The sequence below is a fragment of the Paraburkholderia sp. SARCC-3016 genome (assembly GCF_031119615.1).
Classification (GTDB): Bacteria; Pseudomonadota; Gammaproteobacteria; order Burkholderiales; family Burkholderiaceae; genus Paraburkholderia.
This window is the reverse complement of record NZ_JAVHZD010000002.1, coordinates 224,257-247,266: the sequence shown is the minus strand read 5'-3', so window position 1 is coordinate 247,266 and position 23,010 is coordinate 224,257. Positions and strand designations below refer to the sequence as shown.

Below are 23,010 nucleotides of genomic sequence, written 5' to 3'. Positions count from 1 at the left end.
GTGCGCAATAGGCACGCTCACATTTGCGTGGGCTTGCCCATCCGGTCGAGTACCGCGGTGATTACGTCGATCGGCAGCGGAAACACGATCGTCGAATTCTTGTCGGCTGCGATGGTCGTGAGCGTTTGCAGATACCGCAGTTGCATCGCCTGCGGCTGCTGCGCAAGCATCCGTGCTGCATTGAGCAGCTTTTCCGACGCTTGCAGTTCGCCTTCGGCGTGAATGACCTTTGCGCGCCGTTCGCGTTCCGCCTCCGCTTGCCGCGCGATCGCACGGATCATCGTTTCGTTGATGTCCACGTGCTTGATTTCGACCGTCGATACCTTGATGCCCCAGGCGTCGGTCTGCGCATCGAGCACCTTCTGGATGTCCGCGTTCAGTTGCTCGCGCTCGGAGAGCAGTTCGTCGAGTTCGTGCTTGCCGAGCACCGCGCGCAGCGTGGTTTGCGCGAGCTGGCTCGTGGCTTCGAGGTAGCGCGCGACCTGGATGACCGCGCGCTCCGGATCGACGACGCGAAAGTAGACCACCGCATTCACCTTGACCGACACGTTGTCGCGCGTAATGACGTCCTGCGGCGGCACGTCGAATACGATCGTGCGCAGATCCATCCGCACGACCTGCTGCACGACCGGAATGATCAGCACGAGTCCCGGTCCCTTGACCTTCCAGAAGCGCCCGAGCATGAACACGACGCCGCGTTCGTACTCGCGAAAAATGCGGATCGACGACGCGATCAGCAGTGCCACGACCACAATCAGAATGCTGCCGAAACCGAACGTGAAACCGATCATCTGCGTTCTCCCTGTTGTGATGCCGCACCGGCCGGCACGACTGTCAGCGTAAGTCCGCGGCGGCCGGTCACGCGTACCGTGTGGCCTGCGGGCAGCAGCTCGCTGCTCTCGACGCGCCAGCGTTCGCCATGCACGCGCGCCCAGCCAGTGCCACCGCCGTCGCCGGTGTTGTCGCCCGGCACGAGACCGTCGTCGAGCACCACGCCGATGCTGCCGATCATTGCTTCGGAGCCCGTCACGACCGGTTGCCGCCGCGCACGCAGCGCGACGCTCGACACGGTGAACACGAACAGGGCGCCGAACAGCGTGACGCCGGCGATCATCGGCAGCGGAATGCCGAAGCCGGGCACATCGGTATCGATCAGCATCAGTGCGCCGATCGCAAACGCGACGACGCCGCCGAAGCCGAGCGAGCCGAACGTCGGCAAAAAGGCCTCGGCGATCAGGAAAGCGAGGCCGAGGAAAATCAGACCGAGTCCCACATAGTTGACAGGCAGCAATTGCAGCGCGAAGAGGCCGACCAGCAGGCTGATCGTGCCCACCACGCCCGGCAGCACGAAGCCCGGATTCGCGAACTCGAAGAACAGGCCATACATGCCGATCATCAGCAGAATCAGCGCCACGTTCGGATCGGTGATCACCGCGAGGAAGCGGCTGCGCCAGTCCGGCTCGAGCGTGATCACGTCGGCGTGCGCGACGGCGAGGCGATGGTCTCCGTCGGCGGTGGTGACGGTTCGGCCATCCAGCTGCCGCAACAGATCGGGAAGGTCGCGGGCGACGACGTCGACGACCTTCTGTTCGAGCGCTTCGCGTGCGGACAGGCTCACGGCTTCGCGCACCGCCCGCTCGGCCCAGTCCGCGTTGCGCCCGCGCAGCTGGGCGAGGCCGCGAATGTAGGCGGACGCATCCTGCACCTGCTTGCGGATTTCGGTCGATTGCGTATCGAGCGCGGGCGATGGGGCGGCTGCGGAGGCCGACGAAGCCGCGGAAGCCTCACCGCCGGGCTTGCTGTCCGGCGCGAGGCCGGGCAGCGCCGGGCCCGCGCCCGGTTTCGGCGCGTCGGAACCGCCCATGCCGATCTGCACCGGCGTGGCGGCGCCGAGATTCGTGCCCGGCGCCATGGCGGCGATCTGGCTTGCATAGACGATATAAGTGCCGGCACTCGCGGCGCGTGCGCCGCCCGGGGCGATATAGCTGGCGACGGGCACCGGCGAGCCGAGCATCGCCTTGATGATCTGTCGCATCGACGTGTCGAGCCCGCCGGGCGTATCGAGCTGCAGCACTGCCAACGCCGCATGCTCGTGCGCGGCGCGCGCGAGTCCGCGCACGATGAAGTCCGCGCTCGCCGGGCCGATCGCGCCGCTGACCGGAATCACGATCACGTGTGGCGTCGCGGCGGCCGCGGGATTGTCGCTGGTTTCGGCGGCATAGGCCGCCGACATGCCGAAACCGGTTGGGCCTTGGCCCGTGAAGATAGCGAAGGCCATCGAAGCGGCGGCCAGCCGCAGCATTCGCACCGCAGCCGCACGCAGGTGCGGGCCGCGTGGCGTGCGGTGCATCGTCGCGCCCGCCACCCGCGCCGCGCCGCATGCGATGCGGCGTCTGGACGTCGGGCCGGGTTGCCGGTACGGGAGAAACGGGTAGATTCTCATCGCCGACGGCCGGCGCGCCGCCGGGCGGATCCCGGCGCCGGCGGCGACCAGCCCCAAAAGGAGGCCTGTTATCAAGCTTAGTCGGAAATCGATCGATGCGCGGGAAATGCGGGATGAATGCGGGACGAATGCGCGGCGAGTCCGCGATGAATTGATCGAAGTCCAAACAGGTGTTATCGCGCGGCACGTTTGCGTGCAGAATGTCCGCCAATAGAGCGCATTCGCGCCGACACGCGACGATGTCCAGCCACGCGTTGAAGCGCACGCCGGGATAACGCGGCATGGTACTGGAGACAACCATGACAGCAGCCGACAGCTTTCTGGAAGCGCGCGATCTGTTGTTGCGCCATCGCACCGACTACGAGCGCGCCTATCGCGAGTTCCGCTGGCCGGTTCTCGACGACTTCAACTGGGCGCTCGACTACTTCGACGTTATCGCGCGCGGCAATGAGCGCCCGGCACTGTGGATCGTCGACGACACCGAGGGCCGCGGCCTCACGCTTTCGTATGCGCAGATGGCGGAGCGTTCGAATCGCGTGGCGAACTTCCTGCGCGGCCTTGGCGTGGGCCGCGGCGACCGTCTGCTGCTGATGCTGCCGAATCGCGTCGAGCTGTGGGACACGATGCTCGCCGCGATGAAGCTCGGCGCGATCGTGCTGCCGGCCACCACCCAGCTATCGGCCGACGATGTGCGCGATCGCGTGCAACTGGGCGGCGCGACCGTCGCGATTGTCGATGGCGCGGAACTCGCGAAATTCGATGCGCTCGACGTGCCGCTCACGCGTGTCTGCGTGGGGGCGCCGCGCGACGGCTGGACCGATATAGCCGCCGCTTATGAGGCCTCTTCATCGTTCGCGCCCGATGGCCGCACGCGCGCGAGCGATCCGATGCTGCTGTATTTCACGTCCGGTACGACGTCGAAGCCGAAGCTCGTCGAACACACGCATGCGAGCTATCCGGTGGGCCATCTGTCGACCATGTACTGGATCGGTCTGCAGCCGGGCGATATTCACTGGAATATCAGTTCGCCGGGCTGGGCGAAGCATGCATGGAGCTGTTTCTTTGCGCCGTGGAATGCGCAGGCGTGCGTGTTCGTCTACAACTTCGCGCGCTTCGTGCCGAAAGACACGCTAACGGTCCTGGTGCGCTGCAACGTGACGACGCTGTGCGCGCCACCGACCGTGTGGCGCATGCTTGTGCAGGAGCCGCTTGCTTCGTATCCGGTGAAGTTGCGCGAGATTGTCGGCGCGGGGGAGCCGCTGAATCCGGAGGTCATCGAGCGCGTGCGCCACGCGTGGAACATCACGATACGCGATGGCTACGGCCAGACCGAGACGACGTGTCAGGTCGGTAACTCGCCGGGGCAGCCGGTGGTACCCGGTTCGATGGGACGGCCGCTGCCCGGTTATCGGGTCGAACTCGTCGATGCGGACGATCAGCCCGTTGCGGAGGGCGAAATCGCGCTGCCGCTTTCGGCGAGCCCGCTTGGCTTGATGACCGGCTACGCGAACAACGAAGCGGCAAATGCGAACGCGATGCGCAACGGCTACTACCACACGTCCGATGTTGCATTCAGGCGCGACGACGGCTACCTCGTCTACGTCGGCCGGTCTGACGACGTGTTCAAGTCGTCCGATTACCGGCTGAGCCCGTTCGAGATCGAAAGTGTACTGATCGAGCACGAGGCCATTGCCGAAGCGGGGGTGGTGCCGAGCCCCGATGCGCTGCGCGCGTCGGTGCCGAAGGCGTTCGTCACCGTGCGTCACGGCTTCGACGCGAGCCCCGAAGTGGCACGCGACGTGTTTCGTTTTGCCCGCGAGAAGCTCGCGCCGTACAAGCGGATTCGCCGCTTGCAGTTCAGCGAACTGCCGAAGACGATCTCGGGAAAGATTCGCCGCGTCGAGCTGCGCTGTCGCGAGCTTGATCGCACCGCGGAGCCGGCGCGCATGCCCGGCGAGTATTGGGAAGAGGACTTTCCCGATTTGCGCTGACCTGAACCGAAGTACGTTGAAGCGCATTGAAGCGCGCTGAGGTGCGTTGACAGGCGCGTCGCATGCGGACCCCACCGGAGACGGCACGATGAGAATTGGTTTCGTAGGGCTCGGCAACATGGGTACGCCGATGGCGCGCAATCTGCTGAATGCGGGTCACGTTCTGCATGTGTTCGACGTCAGCGCGCCGGCCGTGCAGGCACTCGTGGAAGCGGGCGCGCAGGCGGCCGCGTCGCCGAAAGCGGCGTCGACCGACGCGCAATGCGTGATCACGATGCTGCCGGCCGCCGCGCACGTCAAGAGCGTACTGACCGGCGACGACGGCATTCTCGCCGGCATCGCACGCGGCGTAACGATCGTCGATTCGAGCACGATCGATCCGGCGAGCGTGAAGGCGTTCGCGGCGCTTGCGCAGCAGCAGGGCAATGCATTCGTCGATGCACCGGTCTCGGGCGGCACGGGCGGCGCTGTGGCAGGCACGCTGACCTTTATGGTCGGCGGCAGTGCGCAAGCCTACGAACGTGTGAAGCCGGTGTTGTCGGCGATGGGCCGCAACATCGTGCATTGCGGGGACACGGGCACAGGGCAGGTTGCGAAGATCTGCAATAACCTCGTGCTCGGCATCACGATGGCGGGCGTGGCGGAGGGCATGGCGCTAGGCGCTGCGCTCGGCATCGATCCGAAGGTGCTGGCCGGCATCATGAATACGTCGACGGGGCGCTGCTGGAGTTCCGATACGTACAACCCGTTTCCGGGCGTGCTCGATACCGCACCGTCGTCGCGCGGCTATACGGGCGGCTTCGAAATCGATCTGATGCTCAAAGATCTGGGTCTCGCGAACGACGCCGCTAAGCTCGTGCGGCAACCGGTCTTTCTTGGCGCACTCGCGCAGCAGCTGTATCAGGCGATGAGCACAAACGGTGCGGGCAAGCTCGATTTCTCGTCGGTGATCAGGCTGTACCGGCGCGACGACGATACGGCCTGATCGCGCGAGGCAGAAGCCGACACGTCACGGCACGAGCCACAACGACACCGCGTAAATGACCAGCGACACGAAAAACGTCACCGCGGTATAGCCCATCACGCGCTGAATCCGGATACCGGCAATCGCGACGACCGGCACGGCCCAGAACGGCTGCAGCATGTTCGACACGTTTTCCGCCATCGCGACGCCCATCGCGGTGCGCGCGACCGGCGCATGCAGGCTCAATGCCGCCGGCAGAACGAACGGCCCCTGCACGGCCCAATGACCGCCCGCGCTCGGAATCAGCAACGTGATGATGAGCGAGCTCAGATAGCTCCACAGCGCGAGCGTGCTCGGCGTCGCGACTGCGACGAACGTCTTGGCGATGACCGATGCGAGGCCCGTGCCGCTCATGATGCCCATGATGCCGCCGTACATCGGATATTGCAGCAGCATCGAGCCGGTCTGGCGCGCCGCGCGGCGAATCGCATCGGCGTAAGCGATCGGCGTGCGCTGCAGCGCGAGCCCGGCGAGCAGAAAGATCAGAATGGTCGTGTCGATGTCGAGCTCGAAGCCCTTCTCATGCCACTGCATCGCGATATAGCCGACGCCCATTGCGAGCAGCAGCAGCGTGCCGAGCATCGACTGTTCGAGTCGCGCGGCAAGCGAGCCGTCATCGGCATTGCGCGCGTGCGGATCGTCGGCGGGCGCCACGGCTTCGTCTCGCAGCGTCGTGATCTTCGCATCGCGCGGATGCATCCTGATGAAGATAAACGTCATCACGACGACGATCGCGACCGTCGGCACAAACACGAACGGCGCGAACACTGTTTGCGTGAGCGGCACGACCTGGCCCGTCGCTTTTTCGACGAGATTCAGCGCGTTGCCGTGCGAAGCCTGCGACAGCGCAATCGAACTCGACAGCCCGCTATTGCAGATCGACCACGCGGAATAGCTGCCCGCGACGAGCCACGCGAAATCGACGTCGACGCGCCTCGCGATCTCGCGCGCGAGCAGCGCGCCGACCACGAGTCCAAATCCCCAGTTCAGCCATGCGGCAATCGCGACGATCGGAAACACGACGAGTGCCGCTTTGGTCGGCGTCTGCACGCGCGAGGCGAGCGAGCGCAGCGCGCGCTGCACGACCGGCGCATCGGCGATCGCAAAGCCGGTCGCGAGAATCAGGATCATCTGCAGCGCGAAGCCGAGAATGCCGAAGGCGCCGCCATACCATGCACTGAGCACGTGCGGAATGTCGGCTTTCGGCGCGAACAGCATCGACAACACGATCACGACGAGCGTGAGCCCGATCGACAGTACGAACGGGTCGGGCATCACACGCTCGAACAGATAGACGAGCACGCTTACGATGTCGCGGCGTTCCGGTTGCGATGCGGTTGTAGGAGCAGGCTGTCTCGCGTCCATTGTATTTTCTCTCGTGCGCGTGGTTTCAGATGCGGCGTATCGCGCGGTGCGCAAGCCTTCAGTTTGAAAGCTCGTGCGCCGCGACGCCGCGTTCGACGTGGGCACGAAACATACCGGAATTTTTCGATGTCTGCTGTCGCGCACGTGCCGTCAGGTTCGCGCCGGATCATCCGAGATGGAATTGCGATGACAACGAAGAGTACGCTTTGCTAACGATGGATGACGACGCGGGCGCGTCAATCGTCGAGCGCTTCGTGTACTGCAACGGCGCCCTGTTTCCAGTAGCTCGCCGCGCGAATTCGCGACTTGTCGATGCCGCGCTCGTTGACGAGGTGGTAGCGCACCGCGCGCATCGTCGCCGCTTCACCGGCTGCCCAGACGTAGCCTTCGCCGTCGGGCATCCACGTTTCGCGGATAGCCTGCAGCAGCGCCTCGCCGCGCGACTTCGCTTCGCTGCGATAGCACCACACGTTATACAGATCCGATGCAGTCGAAAATTCGATGCGCGCGGACGGATCGCTGACCTCGATGATTGCCGCGGCGCGTGTGCCTGCCGGTAACTCTTCGAGTCGACGCGCGATGGCGGGCAGCGCCGTATCGTCGCCGATCAGCAGGTGCCAGTCGAACCCGGTCGGAATGACCAGCGAGCCGCGCGGGCCGCCGACGCCAAGATACTGGCCGGCCTGTGCCTGCGCCGCCCACTCGGCGGCGGGCCCTGCTTCGTGCAAGGCGAACTCGAGATCGAGCTCGCGCATGGCGCGGTCGTAGCGGCGCGGCGTGAAGTCGCGTGCCACGGGGCGCGGTTCGTCAGCAACGAATACGGGTCCGTCCGGACCCGTTTGCGGCAGCGACGGCTTTTCCGCGCCGGGGGCCGGGAAGAACACTTTGACATGGTCGTCGAACGAGGCCGACTCGAAGTCGTGGAGGTCGTCGCCGGTCAGCGTGACGCGGGTCAGATGCGGCGTGAGCTGCCGCACGTGCTTGACTTGCAGCAGTCGGAACTTCAGTGGATGACGCACACGCGTCACCGCAAGATCGGAGCGATCGTGCATGAACGAATTCCTTTTCGGTTGCGAGCGGGCTTTGGCTCCATTCAGGCCGTGCTCAGGCCTTATCGCCGCCGCCTCTGGTTTTGCCTTCGATCTCGGCCGTTGCGCGCGCGAGGATGGCGGCAATGCGGCGCTGCTCGTCGGGCGATGCGTTGTCGCGCAGGAGCAGCGCGTGTTTCAGTGCACGGCGCGCCTCGATGAATTCGGGCAGCCAGGCCGTGCCGCGAACGCCGCCGAATTCATCGCCTCCGGCTTCGCTACCTGCGCTATCGCCGGCCTCGCCGGAAAACGCGCGCCGCACCATGTCCATCTTGCGGGCGATATGACTGAGCTTCGCGAGCATCAGGTCGGCGCGTTCGCGGTTCGCGGCCAGATAGCTGCGGCCTGCATCGGCCAGTTCGTAGCGCTTGCGGTTGCCTTCCATCTGCACGGTGACGTAGCCGAGTTCCTCGAGGTAGGTGAGCGCCGGGTACACCATGCCCGGGCTCGGCGAGTAGAAGCCGTTCGAGCGCGCGTCGAGCGCCTTGATCAGTTCATAGCCGTGACTGGGCCGCTCGCCGATCAGCGCGAGCAATAGCAGCTGCAGATCGTCGGACGTGAACTTGCGTCCGCGCGGGAAACCGTCGGTTTCGTCGCCGAAGCCGCCGAAACCCGGGCCGCCGCCCGAAAAGCGGCCGCCGCGACCGTGGTGATGGCGGCCGATGGCGTGCCACGCATGCCACAGGCGGTGCAGCGAGAATGCGTCGGCCAATCCAGGACGGCTCGGGAAGGCGTTATTGGATGAGAAATGAAACTGGCGATGATCGCGCATGACGAACTCCTCGGGAAGAACGACGATGTATCTAAAGATATATCGTAAGATATATATCTAAAGATAGTTTGTCAAATCTCGTTTTTACGGGATGACTCGACTCTCGCGTCGGCAGACTTATCGCCGACGTGCTAATCTCGCACCGTTTCGATACCTGACACGGCAAAACGGACAATGGACGCCATCGAAGCGAACCTCGCGCAGCGCCCGGTCATCGTGCTCGCCGAGCGGCACGACGCGCTGGACAAGCCGTGGAACGCGGAGCACCGCGTGCAGTTCGTGCAGGTCAGCGAAGGGGTGCTGACCGTGCGCACCGACCGCGGACTGTGGGTCGTGCCGCCGCATCACGCGGTGTGGCTGCTGCCGGGTGCGCCGCATCGCGCGACGTCGCTGACTCCGGTCGTGACCCGCACGCTGTATGCGGATACCGATGCCGTACCCGTGCCGGCGCAAAACGTCGTCGTGTCGGTCGACCCGCTGGTCGACGAATTGCTGCTCGCGGCCGCCCAATTCGGCGAAGACTATCCGCCCGACGGCCCCGAGGCGCGCCTGATCGATGTGATCGTCGACCGTCTGCCATTGCTCGCGGCCGCGCCGCTGTCGCTGCATTACCCGCGCGACCGGCGAATTCTGCGCATTGCCGAAGCGTTGAGCGCGCATCCGGCTCAATCGGGCGTGCTCGAAGAGTTCGCGGCAGGCGCCGGCGTGACCGCGCGCACGGCCGCGCGGCTCTTCGTCAAGGAAACCGGACTGACATTCGGGCAATGGCGGCAGCAACTGCGTTTGCTGATTGCGCTCGAGCGGCTCGGCGCCGGGGCGAGCGTAACGCGCGTGGCGCTCGACGTCGGGTACAACGACGTGTCGTCGTTTATCGCTGTGTTCAGGGATTCGCTCGGCCAAACGCCTGCGCGATATTTCCGCTAAAAGCGTTCGCGAAGCGGTGCGCCTCGATGGTCAGCTTTTGCCCGCGCGCCGCGCGCCGCGCGCCGCGCGCTGCGCTGGCGCCCGCGCGAATGAAGGCTTTTTGTAGGTGTTTTCGCGTTGCACGCGAGTTCTTTACGTTGCGCTAAAGATCGTCCGCGGCGCGCCGTTAACGGTGGTCATAAGCCTGAACAACATGCCCGACGCACGGGCCGGCGGCATGCCTGCCCGCGCGTTCGAGCGTTTCGTGCCGCCATGGAGCTACCGACGTTGCGCTGACGTCGCCTTCCGGACAGCCAACCACACACCTACAGAGCCGATATATGGCGCGATCGATGCCGCAAGCTTCGCTGAACCGCTCTTCGCTTTTCGGACGCTTGTTCCACTATTCCGTCGCCGTCGACCTCGGCACGGCCAACACCCTGATCTATACCGACGACGGCGGTATCGTCGTCAATCAGCCTTCGGTCGTGTGCTTCCAGAAGCAGATGTCGGCCGAAGGCCGCAGACGCGTCGCGGCAGTCGGCGCCGAAGCGAAGCAGATGCTCGGGCGCGCGCCGGGCAACCTCGAACCGGTGCGGCCGATGCGGCACGGTGTGATCGCGAATTTCCCGGCCGCCGAGCACATGATCCGGCAATTCGTCGACATGGCGAAGCCGCGGCCGTTCTTCGCGCGCCGCGCGGCCTTCACGATCTGCGTACCGGCCGGCGCGACCCAGGTCGAGCGGCGCGCGATCCGCGAAGCGGCGGTCGCGGCGGGCGCATGGAAGGTCAACCTGATCGAAGAATCGCTGGCATCGGCGGTCGGCGCGGGGTTGCCGGTGTCTGAGGCAACCGGTTCGATGGTTGTCGATATCGGCGGCGGCACGACCGAAATCGGCGTGATCGCGCTCGGCGGCGTCGCGTATAGCGGATCGATCCGCGTCGGCGGCGACCAGCTCGACCAGGCGATCGTCAACTATGTACGCACGATGTACGGCGTCGTGCTTGGCGAACAGACAGCGGAACACGTGAAAAAGACGATCGGTTCGGCGTTGCGCGACGTGCCGCAGGAAAAGATGTTCGCGACGGGCCGCAGCGTCGACGACGGCCTGCCGCGCACGATCGAGATCAGCACGCAGGATGTCGCCGATGCGATCGCGGTGCCGCTGCGCCAGGTGCTCGTCGCGGTGAAAGGGGCACTCGAAAATGCGCCGCCCGAGCTCGTTACGGACATCGCGCATGCCGGCATCGTGCTGACGGGCGGCGGCGCACTGCTTGGGCATCTGACCGGCTATCTCGCGGGCGAACTGGGTCTTACCGTGCGGGTCGCCGACGAGCCGCTGACGTGCGCGGTGCGCGGCGCGGGCGCGGCAGCGGAAGCGGGACTCGTCGACGCCTACGTGTACGAATAAGCGGGTCGCGGGGGCAAGCAAAGCGGCTCTGAAAGGTATGTGACAATGTCGGACATCGCCTGATGTCCGCTCATTCGTCACTGTTTGCCCATCTCCGCCTGTGAATGCACCCGCCGCCACGCACGCTTTCTCTCCCTCCTTCGTCGAATTGAGCAGCGGCTTGCGTGTGCCGTACGTCGAACGCGGCGAAGGCGAACTGCTGCTGTTCGTGCACGGGTCGCTATGCGACTACCGCTACTGGCAGCCCCAGCTCGACGGCCTGTCGAACCGCTATCGCTGCGTTGCGATCAGCCTCACGCACTACTGGCCCAATGGCGCGACGCCGGCGCGCTTTCCGTTCAGCTGGAGCCGCCATGCCGACGAACTCGCGGAATTCATCGATCGTTTCGATGCGGGCCCGGCGCATGTAATCGGCCATTCGCGCGGCGGCTGTGTATCGTTTCATTTTGCGCGCCGACACCGGCAGCATGTGCGCACGCTGACGCTGGCGGACCCGGGCGGTCCGCTGCAGATCGCCGGCCGGCCGGTCGCGAACCTGCCCGAAACGGTCAATGCGTTGCGCGCGCGTGCCGCGCAACTGATCGAAGAAGGGAAGGTGGAAGCGGGCCTGCAGCTGTTCGTCGATTCGGTGAGCCGCCCTGGCTTCTGGTCGAAGAGCACGACCGCGTTTCGCACGATGGCGACGGACAACGCGCACACGCTGGCGCGCCAGTTCCGCGATCCGCTACCTGCCTATGTGCCCGACGACGCGTCGCAGGTGCGCTGCCCGGTATTGCTGATCGACGGCGAGAAAAGTCCGCAGATGTTCAAACGAGCCGTCGCGGCGCTGCAATCATGGCTGCCGGACGCGCGCCGGAAAACCGTGAACGGCGCGTCGCATGGAATGAATCTCGCGCACCCGGCCGCCTTCAATCGCTACGTCGACGAATTCGTGCGCGGTGTAGCGACTCGCGCTGGGGCGTGACCGCCTGCATTGTCGCCCGCGCCGCGCGCCTCGCGTTGTCAGTGCTTGCGCTTGTGCGCGGGCTTGCGATGCGCGTCTTCGTCCAGCGCGCGCTCCGCGGCCTCGCCGACGAGGCCGCAGTAGTAAAGATGCACGCCGATGGCGAGCGAGTCGTTGCGGATTTCATGAAACGCCTTCCACGCTTTGGCCGGACTCCGGAATACCAGATAGTGAGCCTCCTGCGAGAGCAGCCGCGCGACTTCATGCAGCCCATGCGCATGCAGCTGGTCGACTAGCTTGTCGAGGCTGCTGTGAGTGCGAGCGTCGGTGCGCGGGTAGAGCATGTGCAGCACTGCGATTTTTTCGGTGGCCAGTGCCGCCGACATCGCCAGAACGATGTCCTGATGATTGAGCGCGGTGACGACGGCTTCTTCCTGTTCGCCGGTATCCGGGAAAAGCGTTTCCATATTCAGCGTCATGTTTGACATCCCTGTTCAGTTGGTGCCGGAGGTCTGCGCATAAAGACATCTCGCGCGGCTCGCAGACGACCGGTTGCATGACTGCAGTATCGCAGACCCGTTTGCGATCCGTATCGTTCCACTGAACAAAAGATTGTTGCATTTGCAGCGTTTTCTTTCACTTTGTCGGCTTCGCGAAGGCCTTCTCGCCGACGAGTGTTTCTTTCGACGGTAATCACTGTTGCGTATATCGTCGCAAAGTTGACGAACCCGGGCTTTAGAATGCAGGTCGACTTGCAAGCAATGGTTTGATACGAGGACCCCGAATGAACAGCTCAGGCGCACACGCAACGCTAACGTTTTCCGATAGCAATGAGAAGATCGAACTGCCGATCTACAAGGGCTCGATGGGTCCCGATGTGGTCGATATTCGCAGGCTCTATGGCCAGACCGGCAAGTTCACGTATGACCCGGGGTTTATGTCGACGGCGTCGTGCAATTCCTCGATCACCTACATCGACGGCGACAAGGGCGAACTGCTGTATCGCGGTTTCCCGATCGACAACCTCGCGCAGAACGCGGACTTCCTCGAGACGTGCTATCTGCTGTTGAAGGGCGATCTGCCGAATCCGCAGCAGAAGGAAGCGTTTGTGAAATCGGTGGTCAACCACACGATGGTGCATGAGCAGATGCACATCTTCTTCCGTGGTTTTCGGCGCGATGCGCACCCGATGGCGATTCTCGTGGCGGCAGTCGGCGCGCTGTCCGCGTTCTATCACGACTCGCTCGATATCACGAATGCCGATCATCGCGAAGTGTCGGCGATCCGCATGATCGCGAAGCTGCCGACGCTCGTCGCGATGGCGTACAAGTACAGCATCGGCCAGCCGTTCGTTTATCCGCAGAACGATCTGTCGTATAGCGCGAACTTCATGCGCATGATGTTCTCGACGCCGGCCGAGGAATTCAAGGTCAACGACGTGCTCGTGCGCGCGCTCGACCGCATCCTGATCCTGCATGCGGACCACGAGCAGAACGCGTCGACGTCGACGGTGCGCCTCGCCGGTTCGTCGGGCGCGAACCCGTTTGCATGCATCGCGGCCGGTATCGCCTGCCTGTGGGGCCCGGCGCACGGCGGCGCGAACGAAGCGGCGCTGAACATGCTCGAAGAAATCGGCACGGTGGACAACATTCCCGAATTCATCAAGCAGGTGAAGGACAAGAACTCGGGCGTGAAGCTGATGGGCTTCGGTCACCGCGTGTACAAGAACTACGACCCGCGCGCGAAGCTGATGCGCGAGACGTGCCACGAAGTGCTCGAGGAAACGGGTCTGCACGACGACCCGCTGTTCAAGCTCGCGATGGCGCTCGAGAAGATCGCGCTCGAAGACGAATACTTCGTGTCGCGCAAGCTGTACCCGAACGTCGACTTCTATTCGGGCATCGTGCAGCGCGCGCTTGGCATTCCGACGTCGATGTTTACCTGCATCTTCGCGATGGCACGCACGGTGGGCTGGATCGCGCAGTGGAACGAGATGATTGCGGACCCGGAGCAGAAGATCGGCCGTCCGCGTCAGCTCTTTGTCGGGCACACGCCGCGCGAGGCGAAGCCGCTCGCCGAGCGTTGATGCCAGGCGAATGTAACCGGATCCGGCTCGGATCTACCCGGAAGCGCTCGCGCGGCGAGCGCATCGACCCGATCGCCGGTACGCGCGCTCGCATGCGGCGTGCCAAAACCGCGCGATTGGCACCTGGTCCGTACTGCATCTGTGTCCGCATCATCCGCATTTTTTCCTGTTGGTTTGCCGATTTGCCCGGTGCGTCCGGGTGCGACTGCGAAACCGCGCGTGCATGCTCGCAACGCAAGCGTGCCCATTTCGCGTAGACCCTCTAAAATCGGAACGATGATCGACGAGCACAGACGAGCACAGGGAGGGAGCTGATGCAGAATCCGGAAGCACTAGGTGGACTGACACATACGGAACGCGCGGATTTCGAGGAGCAGGAAGACGACGGCGCATTCATCGCGCCGGAAAATCTGAACGTGGCCAGTGCCAGCCAGTCGGTCTTGAAGTCGGGCGGGACATTCATCGTCAACGATCCACTGGGCGACATTACCGGCGTCGACGACGGCTTGTTCGTCAACGATACGCGGGTGCTGTCGCAATTGCGCCTCACATTCGGCGGACGCGCGCCGTCGCTGCTGTCGGGTAGCGTGAGCAGCGACAACACGGCGTTTACCGCGCACCTCACGAATCGTCCGCTGCCGCCTTTGGGCGGCGACATCACGCCGGAAGGCGTGATTCACGTCGAGCGCGTGCGCGTGCTGTGCGGCACGGTACTGAACGAAGCGATCGAACTGACGAACTACGGCACGAATGAAGCGGTCGTGCCGCTCTCCATTTCGTTTGCGAGCGACTTCCGCGACATGTTCGAAGTGCGCGGTCTCAAGCGCCCGAAGCAAGGCACGATCGAACCGGCACGCGTCGAGAACGGCGAAGTGCTGCTCAACTATATCGGCCTCGACGACGTGTCGCGCCGCGTGCGCATCGCTTTTTCGCCCACGCCGGACAAGCTGCTCGCCGGCCGCGCCGATTATTCGGTGCGCCTGCCGGCGCAGGCCTGCCTGTCGATCTATCTGTCGGTGGCGGTCGAAGTCGAAGGCAAGGGGCGCGGCGACGCGCACGTGCCGCAGCCCACGCATTCGTTCAGCGAAGCGCATACGTCGCAGATCGATACCGTGCGTCCGCGCGTCGGCCGCGCCGCGGTGCGCGCGGCACTCGTCGACGCGCACCTGATGATGCGCGAGCGGCGCCGCGCGTCGGCGCGCGTGCGTTCGAGCAATCCGCTCTTCAACGCGTGGATCGACCGTTCGCAGGCGGATTTGAGCCTGCTGACCACCGATCTCGAAACAGGTCCGTATCCGTATGCGGGCATCCCGTGGTTCTCCACGCCATTCGGCCGCGACGCGGTGATTACCTCGCTGCAGTCGTTATGGCTGCAGCCGGGGCTCGCGCGCGGCGTGCTGCGCTTTCTCGCGAAGCATCAGGCGCTCGAAGATTCGGCATTTCGCGACGCCGCGGTCGGCAAGATCATGCACGAACTGCGGCGCGGCGAGATGGCGGCAACGGGCGAAGTGCCGTTTGCGCTGTACTACGGGGGCGTCGACACGACGCCGCTGTTCATCGTGCTGGCCGGCGCATACGTGACGCGCACCGGCGACACGGCGCTCGTCGACGAGTTGTGGCCAGCGCTCGAGCGTGCGGCGAAGTGGGTCGCGGGCGTCTGCGACAAGAACCGGTTTGGTTTGCTCGACTATCAGCGCGCTTCCGACGGCGGGCTCGCGAATCAGGGCTGGAAAGACAGCCACGACTCCGTGTTCCATGCGGACGGCCGCTTTCCGGACGGCCCGATCGCGCTCGTCGAAGTGCAGGCGTATGCGAGCGCCGCGTTCGACACCATGGCGCAGTTCGCGGCGCTGCGCGGCCTGACGAGCGATGCGATGGGCTACACGCAGCGCGCGACGTCGATTCGCGAGCGCGTCGAAGCGTTGTACTGGATGGAGGACCTGAATTTCTACGGCATCGCACTCGATGGCCACGGCGAGCTGTGCCGCGTGCTCGCGTCGAACGCGGGGCATCTGCTCGCATTCGGATTGCCGAAGCGCGAGCGCGGCGAAGCGGTCGCGCATACGCTCGAATCCTCGCTCTTTCATACGGGCTGGGGCGTGCGCACGCTTGCGGCGGGGCAGCCGCGCTTCAATCCGATGGCGTATCACAACGGCTCGGTCTGGCCGCATGACAATGCGCTTTGCGCGCGCGGGCTCGTGCGCTACGGCGGCAAGCCGGCCGCCGTCAATCTGCTGCAGGCGCTGTTCCAGGCGGCGGTCAAGTTCGATATGCGTCTGCCGGAGCTGTTCTGCGGCTTCCAGCGACGCCGCGGCGAGCCGCCGACCGCGTACCCGGTCGCATGCCTGCCGCAGGCGTGGGCGGCCGGATCGCCGTTCATGATGCTCGAGGCGTGCCTCGGCGTAACGATCGATGCGGCGCGGCGCGAAGTGCTGATCGAGCAGCCGATGTTGCCGGACGGCATCGACTGGCTCGAGATCAGCAACCTTCGCGTCGGTGACGCGACCGTGTCGATTACGTTCCGGCGCATGGACGGCAAGGTGGTCGCGTCGTCCGAGCAGAGCGACGTGCGAGTGGTCGCATTGCTATAAGCGAAATAATGCGGTTCGATTTACGCAAAAATGTTCTGAAAGAACGACTGCCGGATAGCCATATTTCTCGGATTGCAATAATAATTATTGAGGAATATGGTTTTCCTGTTCTTTGATCTTCTTTGATCGCTGCAAAAAACGAAATTGAAAGCATGATCAACGATTAATGAGCTATTGGTAAGCGGAATTCATGTCCGGAGCGTACGTGGCCAGATCGTGCGAATCACGCAGTCTGGCCGGATGAGCCCGAAGATCCCTTCTCGTATCGGAAATCCCGGACTGCGTTGCAGTTGCGCCACTGCCACACGTTAAAAGCTCTAATCGAGGCGTGCCGGAAGTCTGCCGAAGCTTTGCCTGACTTGCGTATTACTGTTTTATGAAAAATATACAGCTCCAATAGACGAACAGTATTGCGATATATGGCGAGATGCTTATTGCGGGTAGCTCCCTATACTTTCGTTCGCCGTTAATCCGGTTTCCACACGAAGGAGCTACTCAGTGAAGAAAATCGCCATCCCCGCGGCGGTCATTGCCGCATTCGCCGCGTCGACCGCGCATGCGCAAAGTTCCGTGACTCTCTACGGCATCATCGATGCCGGTCTGCAATATACGAATAACGTCGTCAAAGGCGGTAGCCATGGCTCGCTGTTCCAGGCCACCAGCGGCGAAATCAACGGCAGCCGCTTCGGTCTACGCGGCTCCGAAGATCTCGGCGGCGGTCTGCACGCGATCTTCGTGCTCGAAAATGGTTTCAGCGTAACGAACGGCACGCTTGCCCAGCATAGCCGTCTGTTCGGCCGGCAAGCGTTCGTCGGTCTGGCGAGCAACCAGTACGGCACCGTCACGCTGGGCCGCCAGTACGATTCGCTGGTCGACTTCGTCGCGCCGCTGTCGGGCACGGCGGGCACGTTCGGCGACACCGGCTTCGCGCACCCGTTCGATAACGACAACCTGAACCACTCGGTTCGGATGAACAACTCGATCAAGTACAACAGCGCGAACTACGGCGGTTTCAAGTTCGGCGGCTTGTACGCGTTCTCGAACAACGACGACTTCGCCGTGAATCGCGCCTATAGCGCGGGCGCGAGCTACTCGTTCGCGGGCTTCAATATCGCGGCCGGCTACCTGCAGATCAACGGCTCGAACAGCACCGCGAACACGGCGGGCGCGGTCGACCTCGCCGAATCGCAGTCGAACGGCACAGGCGGCTTCGTGCTCGGCGCCGACGTGCAGCGTACGGTCGGCGCAGGCATCAACTACGCGATCGGGCCGGCGCTCGTCGGATTCGTGTACACGCACAGCCAGTTCCAGGGCACGCAGTCGTTCGGTTCGGCAAACGGCCATGTGACGTTCGACAACTATGAAGTGAACGGCAAGTACGCGGTGACGCCGGCGATCAGCCTCGGAGTCGCATACACGTACACGAACGGTCACGTGTCGGACAGCTCGACGTTCGGCGCGGATCCGAAGTGGAACCAGGTGAACCTGCAGGCAGTGTATTCGCTGTCCAAGCGCACGGACGTGTACGCCGAAGGCATGTACCAGCACGTGTCGGGAAGCAACTTCGTGGCGTTCATCAACAACTCGGGTGGCGCGTCGTCGACGGGCAACCAGGTGGTGGCGACGATCGGTATGCGTCACCGCTTCTAGGACACACGGTTTTCCGTACAGAAGCAACGTAAGGCACAAACCCCGTCCGACATTTGTGTCGGACGGGGTTTTTTCTTGCGACGTCCGCAATCACCCGGTGATGTCCGCGCTGCTTTGATAGCCGGTCGGCCTTGGAACGCAGGATCAGAAAGGCCTTTACCTAGCGAGTCGATCATCCCGAAGGTGCGCGAACATCGCGAGCCGCTTCAACACGGCGCGCACGACGTGGACCACGCATATTCCGATTCGGACGCTGCTCTGGCTATGGCTTAGCGCTTGCCCACCTCTTCGGTGTAGCGATTGAGATTGCGCTCGATGTCGGGATCCTTCTGCAAACCGCGCTTCATCAGTTCGCCGATGCGGTATTGTGCTTCGGGTCGCTGCACGGACCAGATAAACAGATTCCAGCCGGCGGCAGACTCGGCATCGGGTGGCAGGCTTGCGTAGTTCACGGCCTGCTTGATGTCGGCAAGCGACTCGCCGTCGAAGCTTGCAATGCGACGCGCGAATCTGTCCACGAAGTCGTCGAGCTGAGCGTCCGGCAGCGAGCGATTCACGTAGCCGTATTTGTCGGCCGTCTCACCGTCGATATTGTCGGCGCCAAGCAGCACTTCCATCGCCCGGCCACGGCCGATCAGACGCGGCAGCCTCGCCATCGGGCCGCCGCCGGGTACGAATCCCGCGCCCGCTTCCCATTGCGAGATCTCGAGATTTTCGAGGGCGGCGAAGCGCATGTCGCTCGCGAGCGCCAGTTCGCCGCCGACGCCGGTCACTCGCCCGCGCAGTTTTGCGATCGATATGACGCGCGACCTGGCGATTCGCACCATCATGTCCGGTATCGGATGCAGGCTGGTCGGGCCGTTGGGCAGAGCAGTCGAATCGGACAAGGGCGGAATGAAATCGTAGTGAGTCAGGAAGTAGCCGGGCACGTCGCTTTGAAACACGACCACCTTGAGCTCCGGCGTCGTTTCGATCGCCTGGACCACAGCCTGCAACTGTGGAATGGAGTCAGGACCAAAGATGTTGAACGGCGGATTGTGCAGCGTAACCTGCCAATATGCCGGCGTTACGCGTCTGACACGTACCTGCTCTTGCGCGGTGCTCGAAGAGCTGGACTCAACCTTGTCGATCATGGTGCCTCCTCGAAAATGCGTTTGCACGGGGTGCGGTGCGAATCGGGAAGTCGACGCGGTATGGGAGGAGTTGCGCAACAGGGTCCATTTGCCGCGTTGAAGCGTTGCCAGTTCATCTGGCCAGTATGTCGGCCGGAGAAGATGTGGCGGCGAAGCGCGCACCTGCGGAAGTCCGATCGACCCGGTTGATGAACTGGTTCGGATACTAGCATCGGGCCGAAGCACGCGCCGCCACTACGCTCTCATGCTTGATCAGCAAGGCGCAGCGTATCGCGTGGAGCGGGTAGGGCTATCGGGGTCCCTTCCCGCGCCGGAAAGGATGGATCGGACGCGCTATGGCGTTGAAGCGATCGGCACGGCGTCAACGCGACGTTGCGAGCTTGAGCCTATGATGAAGCTGGTCCAGGCCCGCGCCTATGTCGAAGCGTAGCGATTGCAATGGAGGCCGTTTTCCGCAGAAGAATCCGGGCGGGATCATTGCGGACAGGCGTCGCGGCACGGCGCATGCAACGGCACGCTCGCATCGATGAGGCAACTACAGGAGAGTGTGATGAAGCGCAAAGCATCGGCAGTCTGGCAGGGCGGTCTGCAGGACGGAAAGGGCAGCATCTCGACTGATAGCGGCGTGCTGAAAGACACGCAGTATTCGTTCTCGACGCGATTCGAAAGCGGCGTCGGCACGAATCCCGAAGAGTTGATCGCGGCCGCGCATGCCGGCTGTTTCTCAATGGCGCTATCGGCGGAACTGGGCAAGGCCGGCATCAAACCGGAGCGGATTGCGACTACGGCGACGGTCACCCTCGATAAAGACGGTGGCGGCTTTTCGCTTACCGCATCGCACCTCGATGTCGTAGTGAAAATCCCCGGAGGCGATGAGGCTAAATTCGAAAAGGCTGCCGCGGACGCGAAAGCCGGTTGCCCAATCTCGAAGGTACTGAACGCCACGATCACGATGGACGCAAAGCTCGAGACCTGAACGCGTCCGGAATGGGGGATGCCGCGGCACAGGAACGACCCGTGCCGCGGCAACAGTAGCCAGCTGTCGAGCAGCCGCACGACGAAGCGTTATCGAGCAGCGAATCGTGCGCCACGGCGGCTTCCCGCTCGTCGACCTGCAACTGTTCGGTAATCCTGCGTTCTCTATCGGGCTCGTCGTCGCGTTCCTGTTCTATCGCAACAGTGCATTCTCCTGACGTACGGCATCTACCTGCAAACGGGACTGCACTGGACGCCGCCTGAAGCAGGCCTTGCGGTCATGCGTTTGCGATCGGTTTCGCGTTCGCGCCGCTGACCTTGCCCGCGGTCGTCGCGCGTATCGGCACACACGTGCTGACATTGGGCTTTGCGCTGCTCGCCGTCGGCTTCATCGTAGCAGGATGGGCCGCGCGCCGACAAGTCGCGTGCACTGAACAATTGCGCGTGTATCGGGCAGAAACCCGGCGCGTCCGGAAAATATTCTTCACGCATCCAACCGACCCTCGGTAATTACCCGTAAATAATGCGATCTTTTGCCGAATTTCTGACGCCGCCCGATATATCGTTGTTCAGCAATGATCGGTCGGTTTATTGGTGATCGGGATTATGGGCGATTAAGTTTGCGCATTGCGAGTTAGCGAATATTATTACGCGCGTATGACATCCCCCAGTCAGGGAAGATTACAGTCGTGTTGGTCGCACCCTTCAGACCCCTGCCACAAGGGCACTAACTCTTACAGAACCGGGGCGCGGAACTGACGGACATTGGCATCCCATATGCTGAACACGCGTTCTAAAATATTTTATAAAGTCACTTAATTCGCGCGGGCCTCAGTGTCTTTTTAGAAAAAGCTTGCTTGCGGAAAATCCGATTGATAATCTTGCGGCACTCTTTCAATTGATTCGACGGTGGTGCGTTTACGGCAGTGTTTGATCAGACGGCTCGACGCTTACGCTTATAACGGGGACATCATGCTGACTGCTACTCTCAAACCATTCGATACGACGCGTGCCGGCCAATTCAACGTTGGCGATGTTGTCACGCTCAAGGCCGGCGGCCCGCGCATGACGGTCACTTACGCAGGGCCGGTGGCCGGTTCGGCTGCCGACCGGCTTGTCTGCCAGTGGTTCGACGAGCACGGCGAATTACGCCAGGACATCTTCGATTACGAGAACGTGCGCTGCGAGCCGCGCTCGATTCCGGCCGGCTCGGTGCAACTGCACAAGTTCATTCGGGTCGTGCTTCCGTGAGCGAGGCAAACGAGGCGCGCTTCCCCGAGCGCGCCTGTCGGTAAGCGGCCTAGCGCCGCGCCTCCATGGCCATTCGCACGGCCAGACCCGTCAGCACCGTGCCCATCATCCAGCGTTGCACCGCGAGCCATGTCGGCCGGCGCGCAAGAAACCCGGCAATCGAACCCGCGGTCATCGCGACCGCCGCGTTCACGCACATGCTAAGCGCGATCTGCACGAAGCCCAGCGCGAGCGACTGGCCGAGCACGCTGCCGTGTAGCGGATCGATGAACTGCGGCAGCAGCGACAGATAAAGCACGGCGATTTTCGGGTTCAGCAGATTGGTCACAAAGCCCATCGCAAACAGCTTGCCCCGGCTGTCAGCGGGCAGTGTGCGCACTTGAAACGGCGAACGTCCGCCGGGCTTTACCGCTTGCCATGCGAGCCACAACAGATAAAGCGCACCGCCGAAGCGCAGCGCGTCGTACGCGAACGGCACGGCAAGCAGCAGCGCGGTAATGCCGAAGGCCGCACACAACAAATAGACGACAAAACCGAGCGCGACGCCGCCGAGCGAAATCAGCCCCGCCGTGCGTCCCTGGCAGATCGAGCGCGAGACGAGGTAAACCATATTCGGGCCGGGCGTCAGTGCCATGCCCAGTGCGACGAGGCCGAAAGCGAGAAGAGAGGTGTGTTCGGGCATTGCATGTCTCCGTGACAAGATCGAGGCAATGCCCAGGCGCGCGGCGATTCGCGATTCCGGCCAGCGGCGGAGTGCGGTTCGCGTTCCCCGATGGTGATCCATCTCGTAGCGCCAGTTGCGCGAACCGCAGGATTATCCCATGACAACAGCTGTTGCGCCGGCCCATGCACGTGTCGACAGGAAGCCTATTCAGCGGTATGTCCGCCCGACAGCAGAGGCGGCGGCCGGCCCTCACCGTTCACACCTTACACTTCACTTCGACGAACGCTCGCGCGCCTCGGTGCGCGACGAGCGCAGGCGCACGCGATCGGCGAGCATCGTCGAAAACTTGCGCATGCTCACGATCTTGCGCGACTTCACGATTTCGCCGGCCACGTTTTTCGGCGGATTCGGCTGTAGCGCCCAATAAAGCGCAAGCAGCCAGCCGAACACGGTCCAGCCGACCACGGCGTTGAAGAGCGCGATAGTCAGCAGATCGTAGCGTTTGCGCCGGTCGGCGATGATCGATGGCAGGAAATAGATGCCGAGCGCGACGATAGCCGCGACGCCTTGTATGACGAGATTCTCCATGAGATTGCCAGGGGGCATGCATGACGAATGCACCATTGTCGCGCGAACGCTGCGCTCGCGCAGCGCGGAGCCGTACCGCGCCGCATGCGGCGCGCGGCGACGCGCCTTCGCGGCGACGCGCATGATCGGGA

General features: G+C 63.4%; 19 protein-coding genes, 1 pseudogene and 1 riboswitch. Of the genes and pseudogenes, 11 read left to right on the top strand and 9 right to left on the bottom strand.

The window, feature by feature from the left end:
• Positions 1 to 17: 17 nt before the first annotated feature.
• Positions 18 to 791 carry a slipin family protein gene (locus QYH69_RS03475; RefSeq protein WP_075160918.1) on the bottom strand — a complete coding sequence of 258 codons (774 nt, stop codon included), beginning with the start codon at positions 789 to 791 and terminating at the stop codon, positions 18 to 20.
• Positions 788 to 2,443, bottom strand: coding sequence for a nodulation protein NfeD (locus QYH69_RS03470; protein ID WP_308830517.1), 1,656 nt, complete (start codon positions 2,441 to 2,443; stop codon positions 788 to 790). The genes QYH69_RS03475 and QYH69_RS03470 overlap by 4 nt, the downstream gene beginning before the upstream one ends.
• A 299-nt stretch (positions 2,444 to 2,742) precedes the next feature.
• Between QYH69_RS03470 and QYH69_RS03465 the strand changes: the two genes are divergently transcribed.
• Both QYH69_RS03465 and mmsB read left to right on the top strand, forming a co-directional pair.
• A complete protein-coding gene (locus QYH69_RS03465) occupies positions 2,743 to 4,434 on the top strand; it encodes an AMP-binding protein (protein ID WP_308830516.1) in 1,692 nt (563 codons plus the stop codon).
• Positions 4,435 to 4,522: 88 nt separating this feature from the next.
• Positions 4,523 to 5,419, top strand: coding sequence for a 3-hydroxyisobutyrate dehydrogenase (gene mmsB / locus QYH69_RS03460; protein WP_308830515.1), 897 nt, complete (start codon positions 4,523 to 4,525; stop codon positions 5,417 to 5,419).
• 24 nt (positions 5,420 to 5,443) lie between these two features.
• On the opposite strand, the gene QYH69_RS03455 is transcribed toward mmsB, so the two are convergent.
• From QYH69_RS03455 to QYH69_RS03445, 3 genes are all read right to left on the bottom strand, one after another.
• A complete protein-coding gene (locus QYH69_RS03455) occupies positions 5,444 to 6,823 on the bottom strand; it encodes a TIGR00366 family protein (RefSeq protein ID WP_308830514.1) in 1,380 nt (459 codons plus the stop codon).
• A 236-nt stretch (positions 6,824 to 7,059) separates the two neighbouring features.
• Positions 7,060 to 7,875 (bottom strand): siderophore-interacting protein, encoded by an 816-nt coding sequence (locus QYH69_RS03450; RefSeq protein ID WP_308830513.1) that lies wholly within the window; start codon positions 7,873 to 7,875, stop codon positions 7,060 to 7,062.
• Between the two features lie 52 nt (positions 7,876 to 7,927).
• Positions 7,928 to 8,683: a PadR family transcriptional regulator gene (locus QYH69_RS03445; RefSeq protein WP_308830512.1), complete on the bottom strand. Its 756-nt coding sequence runs from the start codon at positions 8,681 to 8,683 to the stop codon at positions 7,928 to 7,930.
• A gap of 174 nt (positions 8,684 to 8,857) precedes the next feature.
• Between QYH69_RS03445 and QYH69_RS03440 the strand changes: the two genes are divergently transcribed.
• The 3 genes from QYH69_RS03440 to QYH69_RS03430 all read left to right on the top strand — a co-directional run bounded on the left by QYH69_RS03440 (position 8,858) and on the right by QYH69_RS03430 (position 11,962).
• Entirely contained in the window at positions 8,858 to 9,607 is a 750-nt protein-coding gene (locus QYH69_RS03440; RefSeq protein ID WP_308830511.1) for a helix-turn-helix domain-containing protein, read from the top strand.
• Between the two features lie 320 nt (positions 9,608 to 9,927).
• Positions 9,928 to 10,998, top strand: a complete 1,071-nt coding sequence (locus QYH69_RS03435; protein ID WP_308830510.1) for a rod shape-determining protein — start codon at positions 9,928 to 9,930, stop codon at positions 10,996 to 10,998.
• A gap of 166 nt (positions 10,999 to 11,164) precedes the next feature.
• Entirely contained in the window at positions 11,165 to 11,962 is a 798-nt protein-coding gene (locus QYH69_RS03430; RefSeq protein ID WP_308830629.1) for an alpha/beta hydrolase, read from the top strand.
• A 38-nt stretch (positions 11,963 to 12,000) separates the two neighbouring features.
• On the opposite strand, the gene QYH69_RS03425 is transcribed toward QYH69_RS03430, so the two are convergent.
• The gene (locus QYH69_RS03425; RefSeq protein ID WP_308830509.1) at positions 12,001 to 12,420 is read right to left on the bottom strand and encodes a hypothetical protein; all 420 of its coding nucleotides are present in this window, start codon (positions 12,418 to 12,420) and stop codon (positions 12,001 to 12,003) included.
• A gap of 305 nt (positions 12,421 to 12,725) precedes the next feature.
• Between QYH69_RS03425 and gltA the strand changes: the two genes are divergently transcribed.
• The 3 genes from gltA to QYH69_RS03410 all read left to right on the top strand — a co-directional run bounded on the left by gltA (position 12,726) and on the right by QYH69_RS03410 (position 18,268).
• A complete protein-coding gene (gene gltA, locus QYH69_RS03420) occupies positions 12,726 to 14,027 on the top strand; it encodes a citrate synthase (RefSeq protein WP_308830508.1) in 1,302 nt (433 codons plus the stop codon).
• Positions 14,028 to 14,341: 314 nt separating this feature from the next.
• Positions 14,342 to 16,618, top strand: a complete 2,277-nt coding sequence (locus QYH69_RS03415) for an amylo-alpha-1,6-glucosidase (RefSeq protein ID WP_308830507.1) — start codon at positions 14,342 to 14,344, stop codon at positions 16,616 to 16,618.
• Between the two features lie 498 nt (positions 16,619 to 17,116).
• On the top strand, positions 17,117 to 18,268 hold the full coding sequence (locus QYH69_RS03410) for a porin (RefSeq protein WP_308830506.1): 1,152 nt from the start codon (positions 17,117 to 17,119) through the stop codon (positions 18,266 to 18,268).
• A gap of 269 nt (positions 18,269 to 18,537) precedes the next feature.
• Here the strand turns inward: QYH69_RS03410 and QYH69_RS03405 are convergent, their stop codons facing one another.
• Positions 18,538 to 19,401: an enoyl-CoA hydratase/isomerase family protein gene (locus tag QYH69_RS03405; RefSeq protein ID WP_308830505.1), complete on the bottom strand. Its 864-nt coding sequence runs from the start codon at positions 19,399 to 19,401 to the stop codon at positions 18,538 to 18,540.
• A gap of 550 nt (positions 19,402 to 19,951) precedes the next feature.
• Here QYH69_RS03405 and QYH69_RS03400 point away from each other — a divergent pair.
• From QYH69_RS03400 to QYH69_RS03390, 3 genes and pseudogenes are all read left to right on the top strand, one after another.
• Positions 19,952 to 20,377 (top strand): OsmC family protein, encoded by a 426-nt coding sequence (locus tag QYH69_RS03400; RefSeq protein WP_308830504.1) that lies wholly within the window; start codon positions 19,952 to 19,954, stop codon positions 20,375 to 20,377.
• A gap of 94 nt (positions 20,378 to 20,471) precedes the next feature.
• Positions 20,472 to 20,793 (top strand): annotated as a pseudogene (locus QYH69_RS03395) (MFS transporter); the annotation flags it as partial.
• A 555-nt stretch (positions 20,794 to 21,348) separates the two neighbouring features.
• Positions 21,349 to 21,627, top strand: coding sequence for a YodC family protein (locus QYH69_RS03390; protein ID WP_308830503.1), 279 nt, complete (start codon positions 21,349 to 21,351; stop codon positions 21,625 to 21,627).
• A 49-nt stretch (positions 21,628 to 21,676) separates the two neighbouring features.
• Here QYH69_RS03390 and QYH69_RS03385 read toward each other — a convergent pair whose 3' ends face one another.
• On the bottom strand, positions 21,677 to 22,309 hold the full coding sequence (locus QYH69_RS03385) for a LysE family translocator (RefSeq protein WP_308830502.1): 633 nt from the start codon (positions 22,307 to 22,309) through the stop codon (positions 21,677 to 21,679).
• 23 nt (positions 22,310 to 22,332) lie between these two features.
• Positions 22,333 to 22,438, bottom strand: a riboswitch (ZMP/ZTP riboswitch).
• A 123-nt stretch (positions 22,439 to 22,561) separates the two neighbouring features.
• Positions 22,562 to 22,879, bottom strand: a complete 318-nt coding sequence (locus tag QYH69_RS03380) for a superinfection immunity protein (RefSeq protein ID WP_308830628.1) — start codon at positions 22,877 to 22,879, stop codon at positions 22,562 to 22,564.
• Between the last annotated feature and the right edge of the window lie 131 nt (positions 22,880 to 23,010).

Excerpts from the sequence above, each read along its gene's own strand:
- QYH69_RS03475 (WP_075160918.1), bottom strand. The coding sequence starts at position 791 with ATGATCGGTTTCACGTTCGGTTTCGGCAGCATTCTGATTGTGGTCGTG.
- QYH69_RS03400 (WP_308830504.1), top strand. The coding sequence starts at position 19,952 with ATGAAGCGCAAAGCATCGGCAGTCTGGCAGGGCGGTCTGCAGGACGGA.
- QYH69_RS03415 (WP_308830507.1), top strand. The coding sequence starts at position 14,342 with ATGCAGAATCCGGAAGCACTAGGTGGACTGACACATACGGAACGCGCG.
- QYH69_RS03455 (WP_308830514.1), bottom strand. The coding sequence starts at position 6,823 with ATGGACGCGAGACAGCCTGCTCCTACAACCGCATCGCAACCGGAACGC.
- gltA (WP_308830508.1), top strand. The coding sequence starts at position 12,726 with ATGAACAGCTCAGGCGCACACGCAACGCTAACGTTTTCCGATAGCAAT.
- mmsB (WP_308830515.1), top strand. The coding sequence starts at position 4,523 with ATGAGAATTGGTTTCGTAGGGCTCGGCAACATGGGTACGCCGATGGCG.
- QYH69_RS03450 (WP_308830513.1), bottom strand. The coding sequence starts at position 7,875 with ATGCACGATCGCTCCGATCTTGCGGTGACGCGTGTGCGTCATCCACTG.
- QYH69_RS03425 (WP_308830509.1), bottom strand. The coding sequence starts at position 12,420 with ATGACGCTGAATATGGAAACGCTTTTCCCGGATACCGGCGAACAGGAA.
- QYH69_RS03385 (WP_308830502.1), bottom strand. The coding sequence starts at position 22,309 with ATGCCCGAACACACCTCTCTTCTCGCTTTCGGCCTCGTCGCACTGGGC.
- QYH69_RS03435 (WP_308830510.1), top strand. The coding sequence starts at position 9,928 with ATGGCGCGATCGATGCCGCAAGCTTCGCTGAACCGCTCTTCGCTTTTC.
- QYH69_RS03390 (WP_308830503.1), top strand. The coding sequence starts at position 21,349 with ATGCTGACTGCTACTCTCAAACCATTCGATACGACGCGTGCCGGCCAA.
- QYH69_RS03465 (WP_308830516.1), top strand. The coding sequence starts at position 2,743 with ATGACAGCAGCCGACAGCTTTCTGGAAGCGCGCGATCTGTTGTTGCGC.
- QYH69_RS03470 (WP_308830517.1), bottom strand. The coding sequence starts at position 2,443 with ATGAGAATCTACCCGTTTCTCCCGTACCGGCAACCCGGCCCGACGTCC.
- QYH69_RS03445 (WP_308830512.1), bottom strand. The coding sequence starts at position 8,683 with ATGCGCGATCATCGCCAGTTTCATTTCTCATCCAATAACGCCTTCCCG.
- QYH69_RS03440 (WP_308830511.1), top strand. The coding sequence starts at position 8,858 with ATGGACGCCATCGAAGCGAACCTCGCGCAGCGCCCGGTCATCGTGCTC.
- QYH69_RS03380 (WP_308830628.1), bottom strand. The coding sequence starts at position 22,879 with ATGGAGAATCTCGTCATACAAGGCGTCGCGGCTATCGTCGCGCTCGGC.
- QYH69_RS03405 (WP_308830505.1), bottom strand. The coding sequence starts at position 19,401 with ATGATCGACAAGGTTGAGTCCAGCTCTTCGAGCACCGCGCAAGAGCAG.